The following is a 16572-nucleotide window of genomic DNA, read 5'->3' as shown; positions in this document are numbered from 1 at the left end:
CAGCTCCGATCCAGCCTGCACCGTCGCGGCGCTTTTTTCAACGATTTGTTGAAAGTGTTTGCCGATTCCGGTGATTGTCGCGGCAAATCCTTGCTTCTATGGTGATCCATGTTCATCGGCCGCAAGGCCCGCTTAGTGGGAGGAGACCATGACGCATCGCACCGATGTCCGCTTTATTCTCAATGGTCACGACATGTGCGTGCCCAACGTAGAGGCGAGCCGGACACTGCTGGATTATTTGCGATTGGAGCGCCGCCTAACGGGCACCAAGGAGGGTTGTGCTGAAGGCGATTGCGGCGCCTGCACCGTCCTTGTCGGCCGTCTCGACGCGTCAGGCCTCAATTATGTGCCGGTTAACGCCTGCATTCGGTTTCTTGCCTCGGTCGATGGGTGTCACGTTGTCACGATCGAACATCTTGCCGGCCCGGATGGCCGCTTGCACCCGGTGCAACAGGCGATGGTCGAGCATCACGCAAGCCAATGCGGCTTCTGCACCCCCGGCTTCGTTATGTCTCTCTATGCGCTTTGGATGCAGGTGCCCGAGCCGACCGAAACGCAGATCGAAACCGCCCTGCAAGGCAACCTGTGCCGCTGCACAGGCTATCAGCCGATCATTCGCGCCGCCGCTGCGGTCAGCCGCTACGGTACGCCCACCTCGGATCATCTGAACACCGAGCGCGAGCACAATATTTCCCGCCTAACCGCGTTGAAAGACAACAGGCGCGTTGTCTCCGGGCCCGAGACCAATCTCAGTATCCTGCCGGCCAGCATTGATGATCTTGCCGATTGCTTGCTCGCCTACCCGGATGCGACTTTTGTGGCCGGTGCAACCGATGTGGGTCTCTGGGTCACGAAGTTTCTGCGCGTGATAGGGCCCGCCATTTTCACGGACCACCTCGAAGACCTGAAGACCGTCGAGAGAGTGGGAGCGCATCTCCTGATCGGTGCGGGCGCCAGCTATACCGAGTGTCGCGACCTTCTATCCGAGCATTTGCCGCACCTGTCGTCCTATTGGGATCGCATCGGCGGTTGGCAGGTGCGCAACATGGGCACGGTTGGCGGCAATATCGCGAACGGCTCGCCTATCGGGGATGCACCGCCGGTGCTGATGGCCCTCGGTGCAGAGATCATCCTGCGCCGGGGACCGGAGCGCCGCACGTTGCGGTTGCAGGACTTCTTCATCGACTATGGCAAGCAGGACCGCCAGCCGGGTGAGTTCATCGAAAGCATTCGCGTGCCTTTGCCCGGCCCGAACGATCTGAACGCGGCCTACAAGATTTCCAAGCGGCGTGACGAGGATATTTCTGCCGTGGCCGTCGGCATAAACATGACCGTGACAAACGGGACCATCCACAAGGCACGCATCGCCTTCGGCGGAATGGCCGCCACGCCCAGACGTGCCACAGCGGCAGAAACCGCTCTCGAAGGTCAGCCTTGGGTCCGCGAGAGTTTCGAAGCCGCCGCACAAGCCCTGACCCAGGATTTCTCGCCGCTGAGCGATTGGCGCGCCTCTGCGGCCTATCGGATGCTTTCGGCCCAGAACCTGCTGCGTCGGTTCTATCTGGAGCGCGCAACCGCGACGGATGCCCCCGTGCGCCTCGCTATGACCTGACCCAGAGAAGGAGACGAGACTATGAAAGACGCCGTTTCACTCATTGGGGCCGTCCATACCGGTCGCATCCATGACAGCGCAACCAAACATGTAACGGGCAAGGCGGATTTTACCGATGATATCGCCCTGCCCGATGGTGCGCTTCATGCTTATCTCGGCGTCTCGGACGTGGCCCATGCCCGCCTGATCGGGATAGACCTGTCGCAAGTCCGTGCTGCGCCTGGTGTTGTCGGTGTGCTGACCGCTGCAGACATACCGGGTGCCAACGACATCAGCCCCACCAATCTCAACGATGAGCCGGTTTTCCCCACCGAAACCATTCAGTTCCACGGCCAGCCGCTCTTTGCCGTCATCGCCGAGACCCGCGATCTTGCCCGGCGCGCTGCCGAGCTGGCAAAGGTGGATCATGAACCGTTGCCACATGCGCTCGACCCAATTGCGGCGCAGGAGGCGGGGTATCCTTACGTCACCGCCCCCCTGACGCTGACGCGCGGTGCGGTGACCCCGGCACAGGACGCCGCACCGCACCGCATAAGGGGACGGATGCATGTTGGCGGACAGGATCACATGTATCTCGAAGGCCAGATCGCCTTTGCCATTCCCGGCGAGGATGATGACGTGATCGTGCATTGCTCGACCCAACACCCCTCCGAGGCGCAGCACATGGTGGCCCATGTGCTCGGTGTACCGTCCAACGCAGTTGTGGTGAACGTGCGCCGCATGGGTGGCGGATTCGGTGGCAAGGAAAGCCAGATGAACCTCTTTTGCGTTGTCGCCGCCTTGGCCGCAAAGAAGTGGAACCGCGCCGTCAAAATCCGTCCCGACCGTGACCAAGACATGACCGCGACGGGAAAGCGACATGATTTCGTGATCGATTATGATGTGGCCTTTGACGGGACAGGTCGGATTCTGGCCGTTGAAGGCGATTTTGCGGCGCGCTGCGGATTCTCGGCGGATCTCTCGGGGCCCGTGACGGACCGGGCGCTGTTTCATGCCGACAACGCCTATTTCTATCCGAATGTGCGCCTTCAGAGTCATCCAATGAAAACCAACACCGTGTCCAATACCGCATTCCGCGGTTTTGGTGGGCCGCAGGGCGTGATCGCTGCCGAACGGATGATCGAAGAGATCGCCTATGCCCTTGGTCAGGACCCTCTCGATATCCGCAAGGCGAATTTCTATGGCCCTGACGGCCGCGACGTCACGCCCTATCACCAGACGGTCGAAGACAACATCCTCGAGCGACTGGTCAGCGAATTGGAACAAGGCGCGGAGTATCGCCGGAGGCGGCAGGACATCCTCGCCTTCAACCGCACCTCTCCGGTCCTGAAAAAAGGCATCGCGCTCACTCCGGTCAAGTTCGGCATTTCCTTCACTGCGACCTGGTACAATCAGGCCGGTGCCCTCGTGCATGTCTACAATGATGGCTCGATCCACCTCAATCACGGTGGAACCGAGATGGGGCAGGGGCTCAACACCAAGGTCGCGCAAGTGGTTGCCGAGGCTTTTCAGGTCGATTTCGAACGGATCAAGATAACACGCACCACCACCGAGAAAGTACCCAACACCTCCGCCACGGCAGCGTCCAGCGGCTCGGACCTGAACGGAATGGCGGCCCTCGATGCGGTGGAACAGATCAAGGCCCGTCTTATCCACTTTGCTGCCGAGAAATGGGATGTGGCCGCCGATTCGGTGGTGTTCAAGCCGAACGAAGTGCATGTCGGGCGCGAGGTCATGAGCTTTGACGCCTTCATCCGGCAGGCTTATATGGCCCGAGTGCAGCTCTCGACAGCCGGATTTTACAAGACGCCAAAGATCCACTGGGACCGCGCCAGGGGTCAGGGGCGGCCGTTCTATTATTTCGCCTATGGCGCGGCCTGTTCCGAGGTGGTTATCGACACCCTGACCGGCGAATACCGCGTCGAGCGGAGCGATATCTTGCACGATGTAGGCCTCTCGCTGAACCCGGCTCTCGACAAAGGGCAGGTTGAGGGCGCGTTCATTCAGGGCATGGGATGGCTCACCACAGAGGAATTGTGGTGGGATGATGCCGGGCGTTTGCGTACCCATGCGCCCTCGACCTATAAGATTCCGCTGGCGTCGGACCGGCCACGTATCTTCAACGTCAAGCTCGCCGATTGGTCCGAGAACCGAGAACTGACAATCAAGCGCTCCAAGGCCGTAGGAGAGCCGCCTTTCATGCTGGGGATCTCGGTGTTCGAGGCCCTGTCGATGGCGGTGGCCTCAGTGACAGACTATCGTGAGTGTCCGCGCCTTGATGCCCCGGCGACGCCCGAACGCATCCTGATGGCGGTCGCGCGCCTACAAGGGGGGTGCTAAGCCATGGCCGCTTCCGCCCCTTCGCTGCGTGCATTTTTCGCCGCTCAGGTCTCGGTCATCCGGGTTGTTCTGACACGGGTGCGCGGCTCGTCCCCTCGGAATGAGGGAACCGAGATGTTTGTCGCCGCCAATGCACTCTGGGGCACGATTGGCGGCGGGCAGATGGAGTTTCGCGCCATCGACGCGGCCCGCGCGATGCTGCGCGAAGATGTCCTGACCAAGGCACTCGATCTGCCTCTTGGTCCCGAGATCGGGCAATGTTGCGGCGGGCGTGTCGAGCTTGGGCTCAACCGCATGCGGCTCTCTGATAAGCGCGCCGCCGAGGAGCGGGTAACTCAGCGTGATGCAGCCCTCCCACATGTCTATGTTTTGGGCGCCGGCCATGTCGGACGGGCGCTCGCCAACCAATTTCAGCACTTGCCGGTGCGCTGCCTGCTCATCGACACGCGCCCCGAAGAGATAGCGCTCTGCACTGCAGCGGTGGAGATGCAAGTGAGTGTCCTGCCTGAAGCCGCGATTGCCACCGCGCCAGCGGGAAGCGCCTATATCGTTCTGACCCATGATCACGGCCTTGATTTCCTGCTGACAGCCGCAGCGCTGAGCCGGGGCGATGCAGCCTATATCGGCATGATCGGCTCAGCCAGCAAGCGCGCCAAGTTTGGGAAATGGGCGCAGCGGCATTGTGACGGACAACCCATCGACGATCTGAATTGCCCCATCGGGGCACGCGGTAGCCGCGACAAGCGGCCCAGCGTCATCGCCGCCTTCGTGGTGGCCGAGGTGATCGCTGAATTGACCTCTGACACTGCCGCGATCGCCCCCGCCGGGGCCAAGGATGCGCCCCATTTGGGGCACAAGGACGACCGGGAGGGGAAATTGGCCTGACAGTCGTCAGGCTGGGCCGGTCCTATCAGAGGAGGAGACCGTCATGGACGGGAGGAGTTACAACTACAAGCTGTTCACGAGCAGCGATTTTAGTGCCTTCTGGGCACTTTTTACAGACAATCTCGTCAACCTGCTGATCCTGTCTGGGATCTGTCAGTTCGTGTTCCAGATGCCCGCAGAGATCGTCTTTGGACGGATCGTGCCCGGCGCGGCAATCGCCATTCTGGCCGGCGTTGCGGTGTACACCTGGCTCGCAAAATGGACGGCTCAGAAACAACAAAAGGATGTCACCGCGCTGCCTTACGGCATCTCGACGCCGGTGATGTTCGTCTATCTCTTTGGCGTGATCGGGCCGATCTATTGGGCCACGCAGGATCCACTGCTGGCTTGGCAAGTCGGAATCGGGGCGGGCTTCATCGGAGGTATCGTCGCGGCAATGGGGGCCATTGTCGGCCCGTTTCTCAAGCGGATCACCCCACGTGCCGGAATGCTGGGTACGCTTTGCGGCATTGCGCTGGTGTTCATCGGCTCCGTGCCGCTGGCCGAGATTTTCGAGCATCCGGTGATCGGCTTTGCCGCGCTCTTGTTCATCCTCTGGGGGTTGATCGGGCGCTTTCGCTTGCCGGGCAACGTCCCCGCGGGTCTGGTGGCCATTGTTGTCGGCACCGTAATCGGGATTTTCTTGGGCGAGTCCCGCATCGACCTGAGCGGTGTGGGCTTTTACCCGCCTTTGCCCTATTTCGGCGACCTGATTGTCGGGGTACAGTATCTCTTCGCCAATCCCGAGTTGTTCCTCGTACTGATTCCGGTGCAGATCTACAATTTCATCGAGACAATGAACAACGTTGAATCCGCCGAAGCCGCCGGAGACAGCTATCCGGTTGGGCTCTGTCAGATCACAGATGGCGTGGGTACGATGATCGGTGCGGTGTTCGGCTCGCCCTTTCCGACCACGGTCTATATCGGCCATCCCGCGTACAAGCGTCTCGACGCCCATGCCGGGTATATCGTCGGCGTGGCCTTCGTCATTGGGGCAGCAGCGTTTCTTGGCTTTCTCTCTTTTCTCGCGGCGTTGATCCCGCTTGCTGCTGCCGCGCCTGTGCTGGTCTTTGTTTCGGTGAGCCTGATCACCAACACGGCCTGGGCGGTCAAGCCCATGCATATGGCCGCAGTGACCTTTGCGATCCTGCCGCATATTTCTGGCTTCCTGGTGGTGAAATGGGGCTCGCTCATGAACGCGCTGCGCAGCACCGGAGTCGAGGGCCTGCCCGCGCTGGGCGACGAGAACCTCACCGCCGCGATGCTCATGGAGGGGGCGCATTTCGAGGGTCATCTGGCGCTCAGCCAAGGGGCGATCATCACCGGTTTGGTCTGGGGGGCCATCGTGGCGGACGTGATTGATGCGCGCTTTCGGATGGCTGGAGCGTTTGCCATCGCGGCTGCGGCGCTCAGTTCTGTCGGGGTGATCCATTCTCACACCCTGCAAATGCCACAGCTTGACGGGATCACGACGGGCTATCTGATCATCGGCGCGTTCCTCTCCATCTACCCGGCGCTCGCGCCCAAAGAGGATTTGCTACATCGGATCATCGTCCCCGATGAGCCTGACATGATCGACCACGACACGCCAGCACGACAGGCGTGACCCAGAGCGGGGTGCGGCCGTTTGGCCGCCCCCATAACCTTCCTTCGCATAATGAGACCTGCCATGACAAAGACCTTGCTTCGCGGCCGCCTGTTGACCTTCCACCGCGCGCCGCAAAGCGCCGACGATGACCGGGCCTATACCTATCTCGAGGATGCGGGATTGCTGATTGAGGACGGCTTCATCAAGCAGATGGGCCAGTTCACCGAAGTGAGCGCACAGTCCGAGGGCGTGCCGGTGATAGATCACCGCCCGCACCTGATGATGGCTGGGTTCATTGACCTGCATATCCATTTTCCGCAGATTCAGGTGATCGCCTCTTGGGGTGCGCAACTTCTGGACTGGCTCAACAATTACACCTTCCCGGAAGAAACCCGTTTCGCCTCTGGCGCGCATAGCGATGCCATGGCGGCGGCGTTCTTTGATCAGGTGATCACCCATGGCACCACCACCGCTGTCGCCTTCTGCTCGGTGCACAAAACCTCGGCAGAGGCGTTCTTCGCCGAAGCCACGCGGCGCAACATGCGGATGCTTGGCGGCAAGGTTCTGATGGATCGCAATGCGCCTGACGGGCTGCGCGACACGCCGCAAAGCGGCTATGACGACAGCAAGGCGCTGATCACCGACTGGCATGGCAAGGGCCGGAATGGCTATGTGCTTTCACCGCGCTTCGCGATCACGTCGACGCCGGAGCAGATGGAGATGGCGCAGGTACTCGCGCGCGAAAATCCAGACTGCCATATTCAGACCCATCTTTCCGAGAACAAGGACGAAATCGCCTATACCGCACAGCTCTATCCAAACGCCCGCGACTATCTCGACGTGTATGGGTCGTTCGGCCTGCTCGGACCTAAGACGCTGCTTGGCCACGCGATCCACCTTGAGGAGCGCGAAATCGCATCCCTCGCAGAGACCGGGGCGCATCCAATCTTCTGTCCAACCTCTAACCTGTTTCTGGGCAGTGGGCTCTTTGACGATGCGGGACTCCGCGCGCGCGGAATCACGAACGGGATCGCCACCGATGTCGGTGCCGGGACCAGTTATTCCATGCTTCAGACCCTCAACGAAGGCTACAAGGTGTTGCAATTGCGGGGGCATGCGCTGCATCCACTTCAGGCCTTTCACTGGATCACCCGGGGCAATGCCTGCGTGCTCGGGCTGGAAGACAGGATTGGGACGCTGGAACCGGGAACAGAGGCAGATATCGTCGTGTTGAACGCACGCAGCACATCGGCCATGGCTCTGCGCATGGACCGCGCAGACACCCTTGCAGAGGAACTCTTCGTGTTACAGATGATGGGAGACGACCGCGCCGTCGAGGAGGTCTATATCGCCGGAGTTGCCGCCAAATCGGTTCTGGAAACGGCAGCCGAACAACGGCTCTCGCGCCGGCATCGAAGGCTTCCGCAGCATGCGCAAGGGACAGTTCGGGAACGTCAGGCCTTGCCCTCGAACTCCTTGTGGACCAGCTTGGCATCACAATAGGGGCACTCGACAAACCCCGTCTCATGCGGGATTTGCAGCCAGACGCGGGGATGGCCCAGCGCGCCCTCACCCCCGTCGCAAGCGACACGATGACTGTCAACAATGCGGGTTTCCGGGGCTTGCGTGACCATCGAGGCGTTTCCTTTTGCCGTGCTTTCCACTAGGTCCGAATATGAGTGAACACGAGCCAAGGGGCAAGAGCAGCATGGCGGCAAATGCCATTGAAATCCGCGGACTGACAAAGATCTACGGCGGCAGTCGCAATAGCCCAGAGAAACTGGCTCTCAAGGGGATTGATCTCGATATCCCTCAGGGGTCTGTCTTTGGTCTCTTGGGGCCAAATGGTGCGGGCAAATCGACACTGATCAACATTCTGGCCGGGCTTGTGGTCAAGACTGCCGGTCAGGTGACGATCTGGGGATTTGATCAGGATCGCAACCCCCGTCAGAGCCGCGCCTCTATTGGGGTGATGCCGCAGGAATTGAACCTTGATCCCTTCTTCACCCCGCGCGGCGCGCTCGAAGTGCAGGCGGGGCTTTACGGCGTCCCCCGCCGCGAGCGGCGCAGCGACGAGATTTTACGATTGGTTGGGCTGGAAGATAAGGCCGAAGCCTATGCCCGTACCCTCTCAGGCGGCATGCGCCGTCGGCTGCTTCTGGGCAAGGCGCTGGTGCATCATCCACATATTCTTGTTCTCGACGAACCAACCGCAGGCGTAGACATCGAACTGCGACAGATGTTGTGGGAGAATGTCCGGCAACTGAACCGGCAGGGAATGACGATCATCCTGACCACGCATTACCTCGAAGAGGCCGAGGAAATGTGTGACGAAATCGCCATTATCAATCTCGGAGAGGTGGTAGCACGCGACAGCACCGCCAATCTCTTGGGCAGGCTCGATCACAAAACGATGATCATTCAACCCGACAAGCCGCTTGCAACCCTGCCGCATGCTGAGGGTCTGACGGTCACGAAACGTGGCGATGGTGCGCTGGTGATCACCTATAAATCCGGTGCCACCTCCGCCGAAGAGGTGCTCGCCGCCGTTCATGCCGCCGGTATCAGCATTCGCGATGTGAAAACCGAACAGGCGGATCTACAGGATGTTTTCCTGGAGCTGACGCGGAGCCGCTAATCCTCCCTGCCCCAGCCTTCGGACTGCATTTCCCGCATTCGGCTGGCGGTGCGCTCGAACTCGAACGATCCCTCTCCCTCGATATAGAGATATTCCGGCACCGCCGCCGCCGAACAGATCAGCCGCACGCGAGCCTCATACAGAGAGTCGATCAATGTGACAAAGCGCTTGGCTTCGTTGAAATTGCTGCGCCCCATTTGCGGGATATTCTCTAGGATCAATACCCGCGCCGCCGCGGCCAAAGCCAGATAATCCGCCGGACCCAGAGGATTGCCGCAGAGATCATAGAATGTGGCCCGCGCCACGCCATTGTGAAACGCCGGAATTTCCACCGCCCGTTTGTTGACGATGATCGTATGTGGCCTGCCGCGCGCCCCTGTCAGATCCTGCCAAATCGTCTCTATCTCAGCCCGACTCTCTGAATTGATCGGGCTAAAGTAGCTTGGGCTGCCTGTCAGGCGATCTTGCCGGTAATCAGTGGGGCTGACCATTTCGTGAATGACCATCCGCTCTTTCAACAGGTCGATAAACGGTAGAAACAGCTGTCGGTTGAGCCCGTTTTTGTAAAGATCGTCGGGCAGGCGGTTTGAGGTTGTGACCACCACAACGCCTGCCGCAAACAGAGCCTCAAAGAGTCGCCCCACGATCATCGCATCGGTGATGTCAGTGATCTGCATTTCATCAAACGCCAATAGGCGGACCGATTTGGCAACATCAGCCGCCACCGGGGCCAGCGCATCCTGCTCATTCCGGGCCCGCGCAGCATGCAGTCCTGCATGGATTTCCTGCATGAAGGCGTGAAAATGCACGCGCCTGCTCGGCACCTCCAGCGTTTCAACAAAGAGGTCCATCAGCATGGATTTCCCACGCCCAACCCCGCCCCAGATATAGAGGCCCTTGGGTGGCTCTGCCGAACGGCGAAACCAGCCCTTCCTCGGCAACTCGGCCACGGCGACACGCATCCGCTCAAATTCGGGCAAAAGTGCCTCTTGCGCCGGATCACGGGTCAATGTGCCATCAGCCACGAGGCGGGCGTAGAGATCAGGCAGGGATTCCATCAACCTACCGTGCGATGCGGGCAAGCTTCTGCATCACGCCCACAAGCTCGGCACTGATCCCCGGCTCTGACAGGGCATGCCCCGCCACCGGGATCATCCGCAAATCAGACTTTGGCCAGCGCTCGGCCAATCGATGCGCCGTCACAGGAGGACAGATCATATCATAGCGCCCCTGCACGATCGTGCCGGGAATGTGTCCTATCCGACCCATCCGGTCGAGGATCTGCCCATCGTAGTCCAGAAATCCGCGATGCGTAAAATAGTGATTCTCGAGCCGGGCAAAGGCGCGCGCATAATCGGCGGGGCTGTCACCACCGACGCCGGTAGAATGCACAGTTGCCAAGGCGTTCTCCCATGCGGACCATGCCTTGGCAAAGGCGACCTCTTCACTGAGATTGCCAGAGAAAAGACGCCGATGATATGCGGCGATCAGGTCATCCCGTTCCTCTTCCGGGATCAACTCCACGAACCGCGCCCAGGTTTCAGGCCAGAATGATCCGGCCCCGCCCCCGTAGAACCAGTGCAATTCAGCCTCGGTCATTGTGAACACACCGCGCAGAACCAGATGCAAGACTCGATCAGGATGGCTCTGCCCATAGATAAGGGCCAGCGTCGCCCCCCAACTTCCGCCAAAGACGATCCATCGCTCGATACCGAGCTTCGCGCGAATATGCTCTATATCGGCCACCAGATGCCAGGTTGTATTTGCCTCGACACTGGCATGCGGGCGCGACCGACCACAGCCGCGTTGATCGAACAGGATGATCCGATAGACCGCCGGATCAAAGTAACGCCGCATCGCCGGGCTGCACCCGCCCCCCGGCCCACCATGCAGCACGATCACCGGAAGGCCATCGGGGCGGCCCGATTGCTCCATATAGACGCTGTGCCCATCTCCCACATCCAGCATTTGCCGGTCAAAGGGCTCGACCGGGGGATGAAGATATTGCACTGCGCTCTTTTGGCCTGAGAATTTGTCCATGGATGTCCTATATAAGCCGCGAGACCAAAAGAGCATATGGAGAGCAGAATGCAAGCCGCTCAGAGCACGATTGATCCCACCGAGGTTGCCAAGTTCGAGGCGATGGCCGCTGAATGGTGGGACCCGAACGGGAAATTCAAGCCCCTGCACATGCTCAACCCCTGTCGCCTAGATTATATCACCGCCCAGATCGCGGCGGAATTCGACCGTGACCTGCGCGACAAGGCACCCTTCGCCGGGCTGCGCCTGCTCGATATTGGCTGCGGTGGCGGCCTCTTGAGCGAGCCGATGGCGCGTTTGGGCGCCACCGTGGTCGGCGCCGATGCCGCCCCCCGCAACATTCCCGTCGCCCAGGTCCATGCCGCGCAATCCGGCCTCGACATCGACTATCGCCACACCACGGCCGAGGATCTGGCAGCGGCGGGCGAACAATTCGACACCGTGCTGAACATGGAAGTGGTCGAGCATGTGGCCGATCCGCAGACCTATCTAACGGCCTGCCAGCAGCTTTTAAAGCCGGGCGGGCTGCATATCTGCTCGACCATCAACCGCAACCCCAAAAGCTATGCCATGGCCATCGTTGGGGCCGAATATATTATGCGCTGGCTGCCCAAGGGCACCCATGATTGGACCAAGTTCATCACCCCGGACGAGCTTTTCGATCTCTTGCGCAACGCCGGATTCGAGCCGGTGGACCGCAAGGGCTTCGTGTTCAACCCGATCACTTGGGGCTGGCGTCTCTCGGACAGGGATATGAGCGTCAACTACGTGACCGCGAGCGTCAAGCCCGGTTGATCAGGTTCCTGGCGGCTCCAGCCGCGCCCGCAATTCGCGCAACACCGGCAGGCTGGCGCGCACGCGGTCCTCGCCCAGATCGCGAATCAGGTCTGACACCATCGGGGTGATCGCCGCCATAGCGGCATCGCGCGCCTGACGGCCCGAGGGGCTGATCGCCACCATCTTGCGCCGCGCATCGTCCCAATCGGGGCGGATATGCACATACCCCGCCCATTCCAGTTTAGACAGCGTGTTGGTCATCGCCCCACGCGTCACATGAAAGCTTTTAGCCAACTGCGCCGGACTGCGCTCGTCGCCAATCCGTGCCAGATGGTTGAGCACCGAGAAATGCGAAATTTCCATGCCCTTGGGCAAAACCCGCGTCAGCCGATTTCGAATCAACTGCTCATTCGTGAGAATCTCGCTAAAGAGCGCCACGGCGAGGGAATTGCTGGTCGTGTCAGTCATTCAGGGCCCGTCAAACGCTCGATCATGGCGCAGCGAAGGCACGCGCCTGCGCGCTTGTGCCACCGCATCGGGGTCAAGATCAACCGTCACGATGCCCGGCTCCGTGCCGCCATCGGCCAAAACCTCACCCCAAGGGGCTACAACCAGACTATGACCATGGGTCTGACGCGTTCGGCCGCTTGTAGCGGCATGTGTGCCGGTTTGCGCCGGGGCCAGCACGAAACACCCGGTTTCAATTGCGCGGGCGCGCAACAGCACCTCCCAATGCGCGGCCCCGGTGACATGGGAAAACGCCGCTGGAACCGTGAGAATAGTCGCGCCCGCCTGTGCCAAACGGCGATGCAGGTGCGGAAAGCGAATATCGTAACAGATCGTCAGGCCCAGCTTGCCCAGCGGCATATCGGCCAGAACCGCGCGGTCTCCGGGGCGAAACCCATCCGATTCGCGATAGGTCTCCTCGGGGCTGACATCCACATCGAACATGTGAATCTTGTCATAGCGCGCGACAATGCCGCCGTCCGGTCCGATCAGAAAGGAGCGGTTGGCAAAGCGCCCATCAGGATCGTCGGTCTTGAGCGCGAGGGACCCGATCAAGAGCCAGACACTGACCTCAGCCGCGCGCGAGCGGAGGACCGCCAGCGTCGGATCGCTCTCTTCCGGATGCAGCACGGATTTCTGATGCGCGCGGCTGCCCGAGACACAATTCGTGACCTCTGGGGTCAGAATAAATGTGGCACCATCCGCAATTGCCGCATCCATCATCGCCCGCGTGATCGCCAGATTTGCCTCTGGATCATCGCTGCTGTTGAGCTGAAGAAGGGCCGTGCGCATCATCCTCACCCGCGCAGAAGCACATCAAGCTTGCCCGCCTGATCCAGCGCATAGAGCTCATCACAGCCCCCGACATGGGTGCTGCCAATGAAGATCTGCGGCACGGTATGCCGCCCGTTTGCCCGTTTCAACATCTCGGATTTGCGCGCAGGCTGAGCCAAAACATTGATCTCAGAAAAGTTCACGCCCTTCTTTTGCAAGAGGCGTTTGGCAGAATGACAAAAACCGCAGAGCGGCGACGTATAGATTTCGACTGGTTGCATGGTTGGGTATCCCGTTTCGCTTTGTCGCGAACTTAGGCATCCTTGGCCGCGCGCGCCAGTGTCAGAATGCTCACTTCCCCGGCACCTGCGGAAAAACAGGCCTGTGCAGCGACGGAAAGCGTCGCGCCAGAGGTCATCACATCGTCAACAATCAGAATGAAACGACCTGCCATTCGCGCCCGATGCCTTGGATGCACGCGGATCGCATCCGCGAGCATGTCATGCCGCGCCTCGACGCTCATTCCCTTGAGGGTCTGCGTGCGCTTGGGGCGAATCAACAGATCAGGACAACAGGACAACCCGGTCTCACGCGCGACGGCCTGCGCGAGCAGCGCGGATTGATTAAACCGCCGCGACAGCATCCGCATCCAATGCAGCGGTACGGGCGCAATCAGCGTATCGGGTCGTAACAGGGGCTGCGCTGCCCGCGCCATCCATTTTGCCGCCGGACGTACCACGTCGTGCCGGTCTCCATGTTTGAGCATCAAGACCAGTTTACGCCCATTCTCGTGATAGCGCATCGCCGCGCGGCCCTCTGACCATGGTCGCGCGATGCGCAGACACTCGTCGCAATGCTCGGCTCCTGCATGCACCTCACCGGGCAGAGGCACACCGCAGGTGTCGCAGACAAGACCAGAAATAAACGGCGTATCGCGCCAGCACGGACCGCAAAGGCCAAAGTCGCTCTCCACCACCGCCCCGCAGAGCGTACAGCGCGGCGGATAGATCATGTGAACCGCCGTTTGAAAAGCCGCTGTCAGCACTCTATTCTCGTCCTCATGACCCAAACGCCCCTGACCGACCGCACCGCCCTGAACAAGAACCGCCAGCGCGCTCTGTGCGCGCCGGTTCTGTTCCTGCATGAGATCGCCGCCGCTGAGGTCGAGGATCGCCTGAGTGTGGTTAACAAATCCTTTACCGCGCCCGCCGTGGTGACGGGTTTTCCGCAATTCTGGCACTCCCGTATGCCAGAAGCGCACATCGTATCCGATGACGAGGTGCTGACACTTGACCCCGGCGCGCATGATCTGGTCGTTCATGCGCTCTGCCTGCACTGGGCGAATGACCCCGTGGGCCAACTCATTCAGGCTCGACGCGCCTTGCGCCCTGATGGCCTGCTCCTCGTGGCGCTCTTTGGCGGTGCCACGCTCAGCGAATTGCGCAGCGCGCTGGCACAGGCTGAGGCAGAGATCAGCGGCGGCCTCTCGCCCCGCGTCCTGCCCATGGCCGAGATTCGCGATCTGGGCGGACTGATGCAGCGCGCAGGCCTCACCCTGCCGGTGGCCGATACCCTGCCCCTCACCACCAGCTACGCCAACCCCATGGCTCTCATGCGCGAACTCAGAGGCATGGGTGAGAGCAACGCAATGAGCGCTCGGCGCAAGACGCTCTCGCGCCGCAACGTGCTGCTCCGTGCCTGCGACATATATTCACAAGCCTTCGGCACGGCCGACGGGCGCATCCCCGCCACCTTCGAGATGATTTTCCTCACAGGTTGGGCCCCAGACGCCAGTCAGCCCCAACCCTTGCGCCCCGGATCAGCCAGCGCGCGGCTTGCGGATGCGCTGGGCGCCGTCGAGAGACCCCTGAAAGATTGACCTTTCAAGCACAGCCTATATGTCACCTCTGACTAAGAGGTTACAGGAATGACCCACGCCATGCTCGATGCCAGCCAAAATGCCGCCCGCCCCGAACACGCCGCTGCCGATCACCCCAAGGTGCCGCGCGCGAAAACCGGCGTACTTCTGGCCAATCTTGGCACGCCCGATCATTATACATACTGGCCGATGCGCCGCTACCTCAACGAATTCCTGTCCGACCGCCGGGTGATCGACTATAGCCCGTGGAAATGGCAGCCACTCCTGCAGCTCATCATCCTGACCAAGCGGCCCTTTACCAGCGGGCATGCCTACAAATCCATCTGGAATGAGGAGAAGGGCGAAAGCCCCCTGATGACCATCACCCGCGACCAGACCGCCAAGATGGCAGCGTCGATGCACGAGCGCTATGGCGATCAGGTCATGGTCGATTTCTGCATGCGCTACGGCAATCCCTCGACCAAATCCAAGGTACGCCAGATGGTCGAGGCGGGCTGCACCCGCATCCTCTTCTTCCCGCTCTATCCGCATTACGCCGGTGCCACGTCCGCCACCGCGAATGACCAGTTCTTTCGCGCTCTGATGGATGAGACATGGCAGCCCATCGCCCGCGTGGTCGAGCCCTATTTCCAGAACCCGCTTTATATCGAGGCGCTCGCGCAATCGGTCGAGCGCGCCTATGCCGCGGCCGAACAGCGCCCTGAAATCCTTGTCGTGTCCTATCACGGCATGCCGAAACGCTATCTGATGCAGGGCGACCCCTACCATTGTCAGTGCCAGAAAACCACGCGCCTGCTCAAGGAGCGGCTCGGCTGGACCGACACCGAAATAAAGACCACATTCCAATCGGTCTTTGGCCCCGAGGAATGGCTCAAGCCCTATACTGTGGATGAGGTCGCGCGACTGGCCCGCGAAGACGGCAAGAAACGCATCGCCGTCATGGCCCCCGCCTTTTCCGCCGATTGCATTGAAACGCTGGAAGAGATCAACGAGGAAATTCGCGAAAGTTTCGAAGAGGCCGGCGGCGAGAAATTCACCTATATCCCCTGCCTCAATGATGACGACGCCCATATTCGGGCTCTGTCATCTATCGTCGAGTCGAACCTGAAGGGCTGGCTCGACTGATAACGCCGCGTCCTGCAAACAAAAAAGGCAGCGGTTTCCCACTGCCTCTTTCATGTAGTGCAGGTGCCGAATTAGTCAGCAGCGATAACCGCAGCAACAATTGCCAGCAGAACCAGCGGAACCCACACGCCAGCGGCGGACGAGCTTGCATTGGTTTCTTCAACAACAACCGGTGCCTCAATGACGGGCTCGGACAGGTTACCTGCAAAAGCGGTCGAAGCGGCAGCGCTCAGGGCAGCAGCGAGAACGAGTTTCTTCATGATTATCCTCCAGATATTGGCCTGACGTTGCATAGCGCAACGGCAAGCACCCAAGACTTAACCTCGTAGATTTTTCTAATCAGCAAACATGGTCAAATGCAAATGTAT

General features: G+C 60.4%; 17 protein-coding genes. 9 read left to right on the top strand and 8 right to left on the bottom strand.

Annotation, left to right across the window (positions count from 1 at the left end; translation table 11 throughout):
• Positions 1 to 148 precede the first annotated feature (148 nt).
• The 5 genes from xdhA (at position 149) to guaD (ending at position 7967) form a co-directional block, all read left to right on the top strand.
• Entirely contained in the window at positions 149 to 1612 is a 1464-nt protein-coding gene (gene xdhA / locus ROS217_RS06155; RefSeq protein WP_009816824.1) for a xanthine dehydrogenase small subunit, read from the top strand.
• Between the two features lie 21 nt (positions 1613 to 1633).
• A complete protein-coding gene (gene xdhB / locus ROS217_RS06150; RefSeq protein ID WP_009816823.1) occupies positions 1634 to 3952 on the top strand; it encodes a xanthine dehydrogenase molybdopterin binding subunit in 2319 nt (772 codons plus the stop codon).
• A 3-nt stretch (positions 3953 to 3955) separates the two neighbouring features.
• Positions 3956 to 4837 carry a xanthine dehydrogenase accessory protein XdhC gene (gene xdhC / locus ROS217_RS06145; RefSeq protein WP_009816822.1) on the top strand — a complete coding sequence of 294 codons (882 nt, stop codon included), beginning with the start codon at positions 3956 to 3958 and terminating at the stop codon, positions 4835 to 4837.
• 43 nt (positions 4838 to 4880) lie between these two features.
• Complete coding sequence (locus tag ROS217_RS06140; RefSeq protein WP_009816821.1) at positions 4881 to 6482, top strand: hypothetical protein; 1602 nt, start codon at positions 4881 to 4883, stop codon at positions 6480 to 6482.
• A gap of 63 nt (positions 6483 to 6545) precedes the next feature.
• Positions 6546 to 7967: a guanine deaminase gene (gene guaD / locus ROS217_RS06135; protein ID WP_009816820.1), complete on the top strand. Its 1422-nt coding sequence runs from the start codon at positions 6546 to 6548 to the stop codon at positions 7965 to 7967.
• Here the strand turns inward: guaD and ROS217_RS23425 are convergent.
• Positions 7919 to 8098, bottom strand: a complete 180-nt coding sequence (locus ROS217_RS23425) for a zinc-finger domain-containing protein (protein WP_009816819.1) — start codon at positions 8096 to 8098, stop codon at positions 7919 to 7921. The genes guaD and ROS217_RS23425 overlap by 49 nt on opposite strands.
• Before the next feature lie 74 nt (positions 8099 to 8172).
• On the opposite strand from ROS217_RS23425, the gene ROS217_RS06130 reads away from it, so the two are divergent.
• Complete coding sequence (locus ROS217_RS06130) at positions 8173 to 9102, top strand: ABC transporter ATP-binding protein (protein ID WP_009816818.1); 930 nt, start codon at positions 8173 to 8175, stop codon at positions 9100 to 9102.
• Here the strand turns inward: ROS217_RS06130 and zapE are convergent.
• Positions 9099 to 10160, bottom strand: coding sequence for a cell division protein ZapE (zapE, locus tag ROS217_RS06125; RefSeq protein WP_009816817.1), 1062 nt, complete (start codon positions 10158 to 10160; stop codon positions 9099 to 9101). The genes ROS217_RS06130 and zapE overlap by 4 nt on opposite strands.
• A gap of 4 nt (positions 10161 to 10164) precedes the next feature.
• On the bottom strand, positions 10165 to 11142 hold the full coding sequence (gene pip / locus ROS217_RS06120) for a prolyl aminopeptidase (RefSeq protein WP_009816816.1): 978 nt from the start codon (positions 11140 to 11142) through the stop codon (positions 10165 to 10167).
• A gap of 48 nt (positions 11143 to 11190) precedes the next feature.
• Between pip and ubiG the strand changes: the two genes are divergently transcribed.
• A complete protein-coding gene (gene ubiG / locus ROS217_RS06115; protein ID WP_040650388.1) occupies positions 11191 to 11937 on the top strand; it encodes a bifunctional 2-polyprenyl-6-hydroxyphenol methylase/3-demethylubiquinol 3-O-methyltransferase UbiG in 747 nt (248 codons plus the stop codon).
• Here the strand turns inward: ubiG and ROS217_RS06110 are convergent, their stop codons facing one another.
• Genes ROS217_RS06110 through ROS217_RS06095 form a run of 4 tightly spaced genes read right to left on the bottom strand, consistent with a single transcriptional unit; the run spans position 11938 to position 14212 of the window.
• A complete protein-coding gene (locus ROS217_RS06110; protein ID WP_009816814.1) occupies positions 11938 to 12387 on the bottom strand; it encodes a MarR family winged helix-turn-helix transcriptional regulator in 450 nt (149 codons plus the stop codon). It lies immediately after the preceding gene.
• The gene (locus ROS217_RS06105; protein WP_040651166.1) at positions 12388 to 13218 is read right to left on the bottom strand and encodes a carbon-nitrogen hydrolase family protein; all 831 of its coding nucleotides are present in this window, start codon (positions 13216 to 13218) and stop codon (positions 12388 to 12390) included.
• 5 nt (positions 13219 to 13223) lie between these two features.
• Positions 13224 to 13481, bottom strand: coding sequence for a glutaredoxin 3 (gene grxC, locus ROS217_RS06100; RefSeq protein ID WP_009816812.1), 258 nt, complete (start codon positions 13479 to 13481; stop codon positions 13224 to 13226).
• A 32-nt stretch (positions 13482 to 13513) separates the two neighbouring features.
• Positions 13514 to 14212, bottom strand: coding sequence for a ComF family protein (locus tag ROS217_RS06095; protein WP_009816811.1), 699 nt, complete (start codon positions 14210 to 14212; stop codon positions 13514 to 13516).
• A 48-nt stretch (positions 14213 to 14260) separates the two neighbouring features.
• On the opposite strand from ROS217_RS06095, the gene ROS217_RS06090 reads away from it, so the two are divergent.
• Both ROS217_RS06090 and hemH read left to right on the top strand, forming a co-directional pair.
• On the top strand, positions 14261 to 15079 hold the full coding sequence (locus ROS217_RS06090; RefSeq protein ID WP_009816810.1) for a methyltransferase domain-containing protein: 819 nt from the start codon (positions 14261 to 14263) through the stop codon (positions 15077 to 15079).
• Positions 15080 to 15139: 60 nt separating this feature from the next.
• Positions 15140 to 16204, top strand: a complete 1065-nt coding sequence (hemH, locus tag ROS217_RS06085; RefSeq protein ID WP_040651163.1) for a ferrochelatase — start codon at positions 15140 to 15142, stop codon at positions 16202 to 16204.
• A 71-nt stretch (positions 16205 to 16275) separates the two neighbouring features.
• Here the strand turns inward: hemH and ROS217_RS06080 are convergent, their stop codons facing one another.
• On the bottom strand, positions 16276 to 16464 hold the full coding sequence (locus tag ROS217_RS06080) for a hypothetical protein (protein ID WP_037247631.1): 189 nt from the start codon (positions 16462 to 16464) through the stop codon (positions 16276 to 16278).
• Positions 16465 to 16572 lie beyond the last annotated feature (108 nt).

This window comes from Roseovarius sp. 217 (genome assembly GCF_000152845.1).
GTDB lineage: Bacteria > Pseudomonadota > Alphaproteobacteria > Rhodobacterales > Rhodobacteraceae > Roseovarius.
Note: the sequence above shows the minus strand (reverse complement) of the source record. Positions and strands in the feature narration are given on the sequence as shown.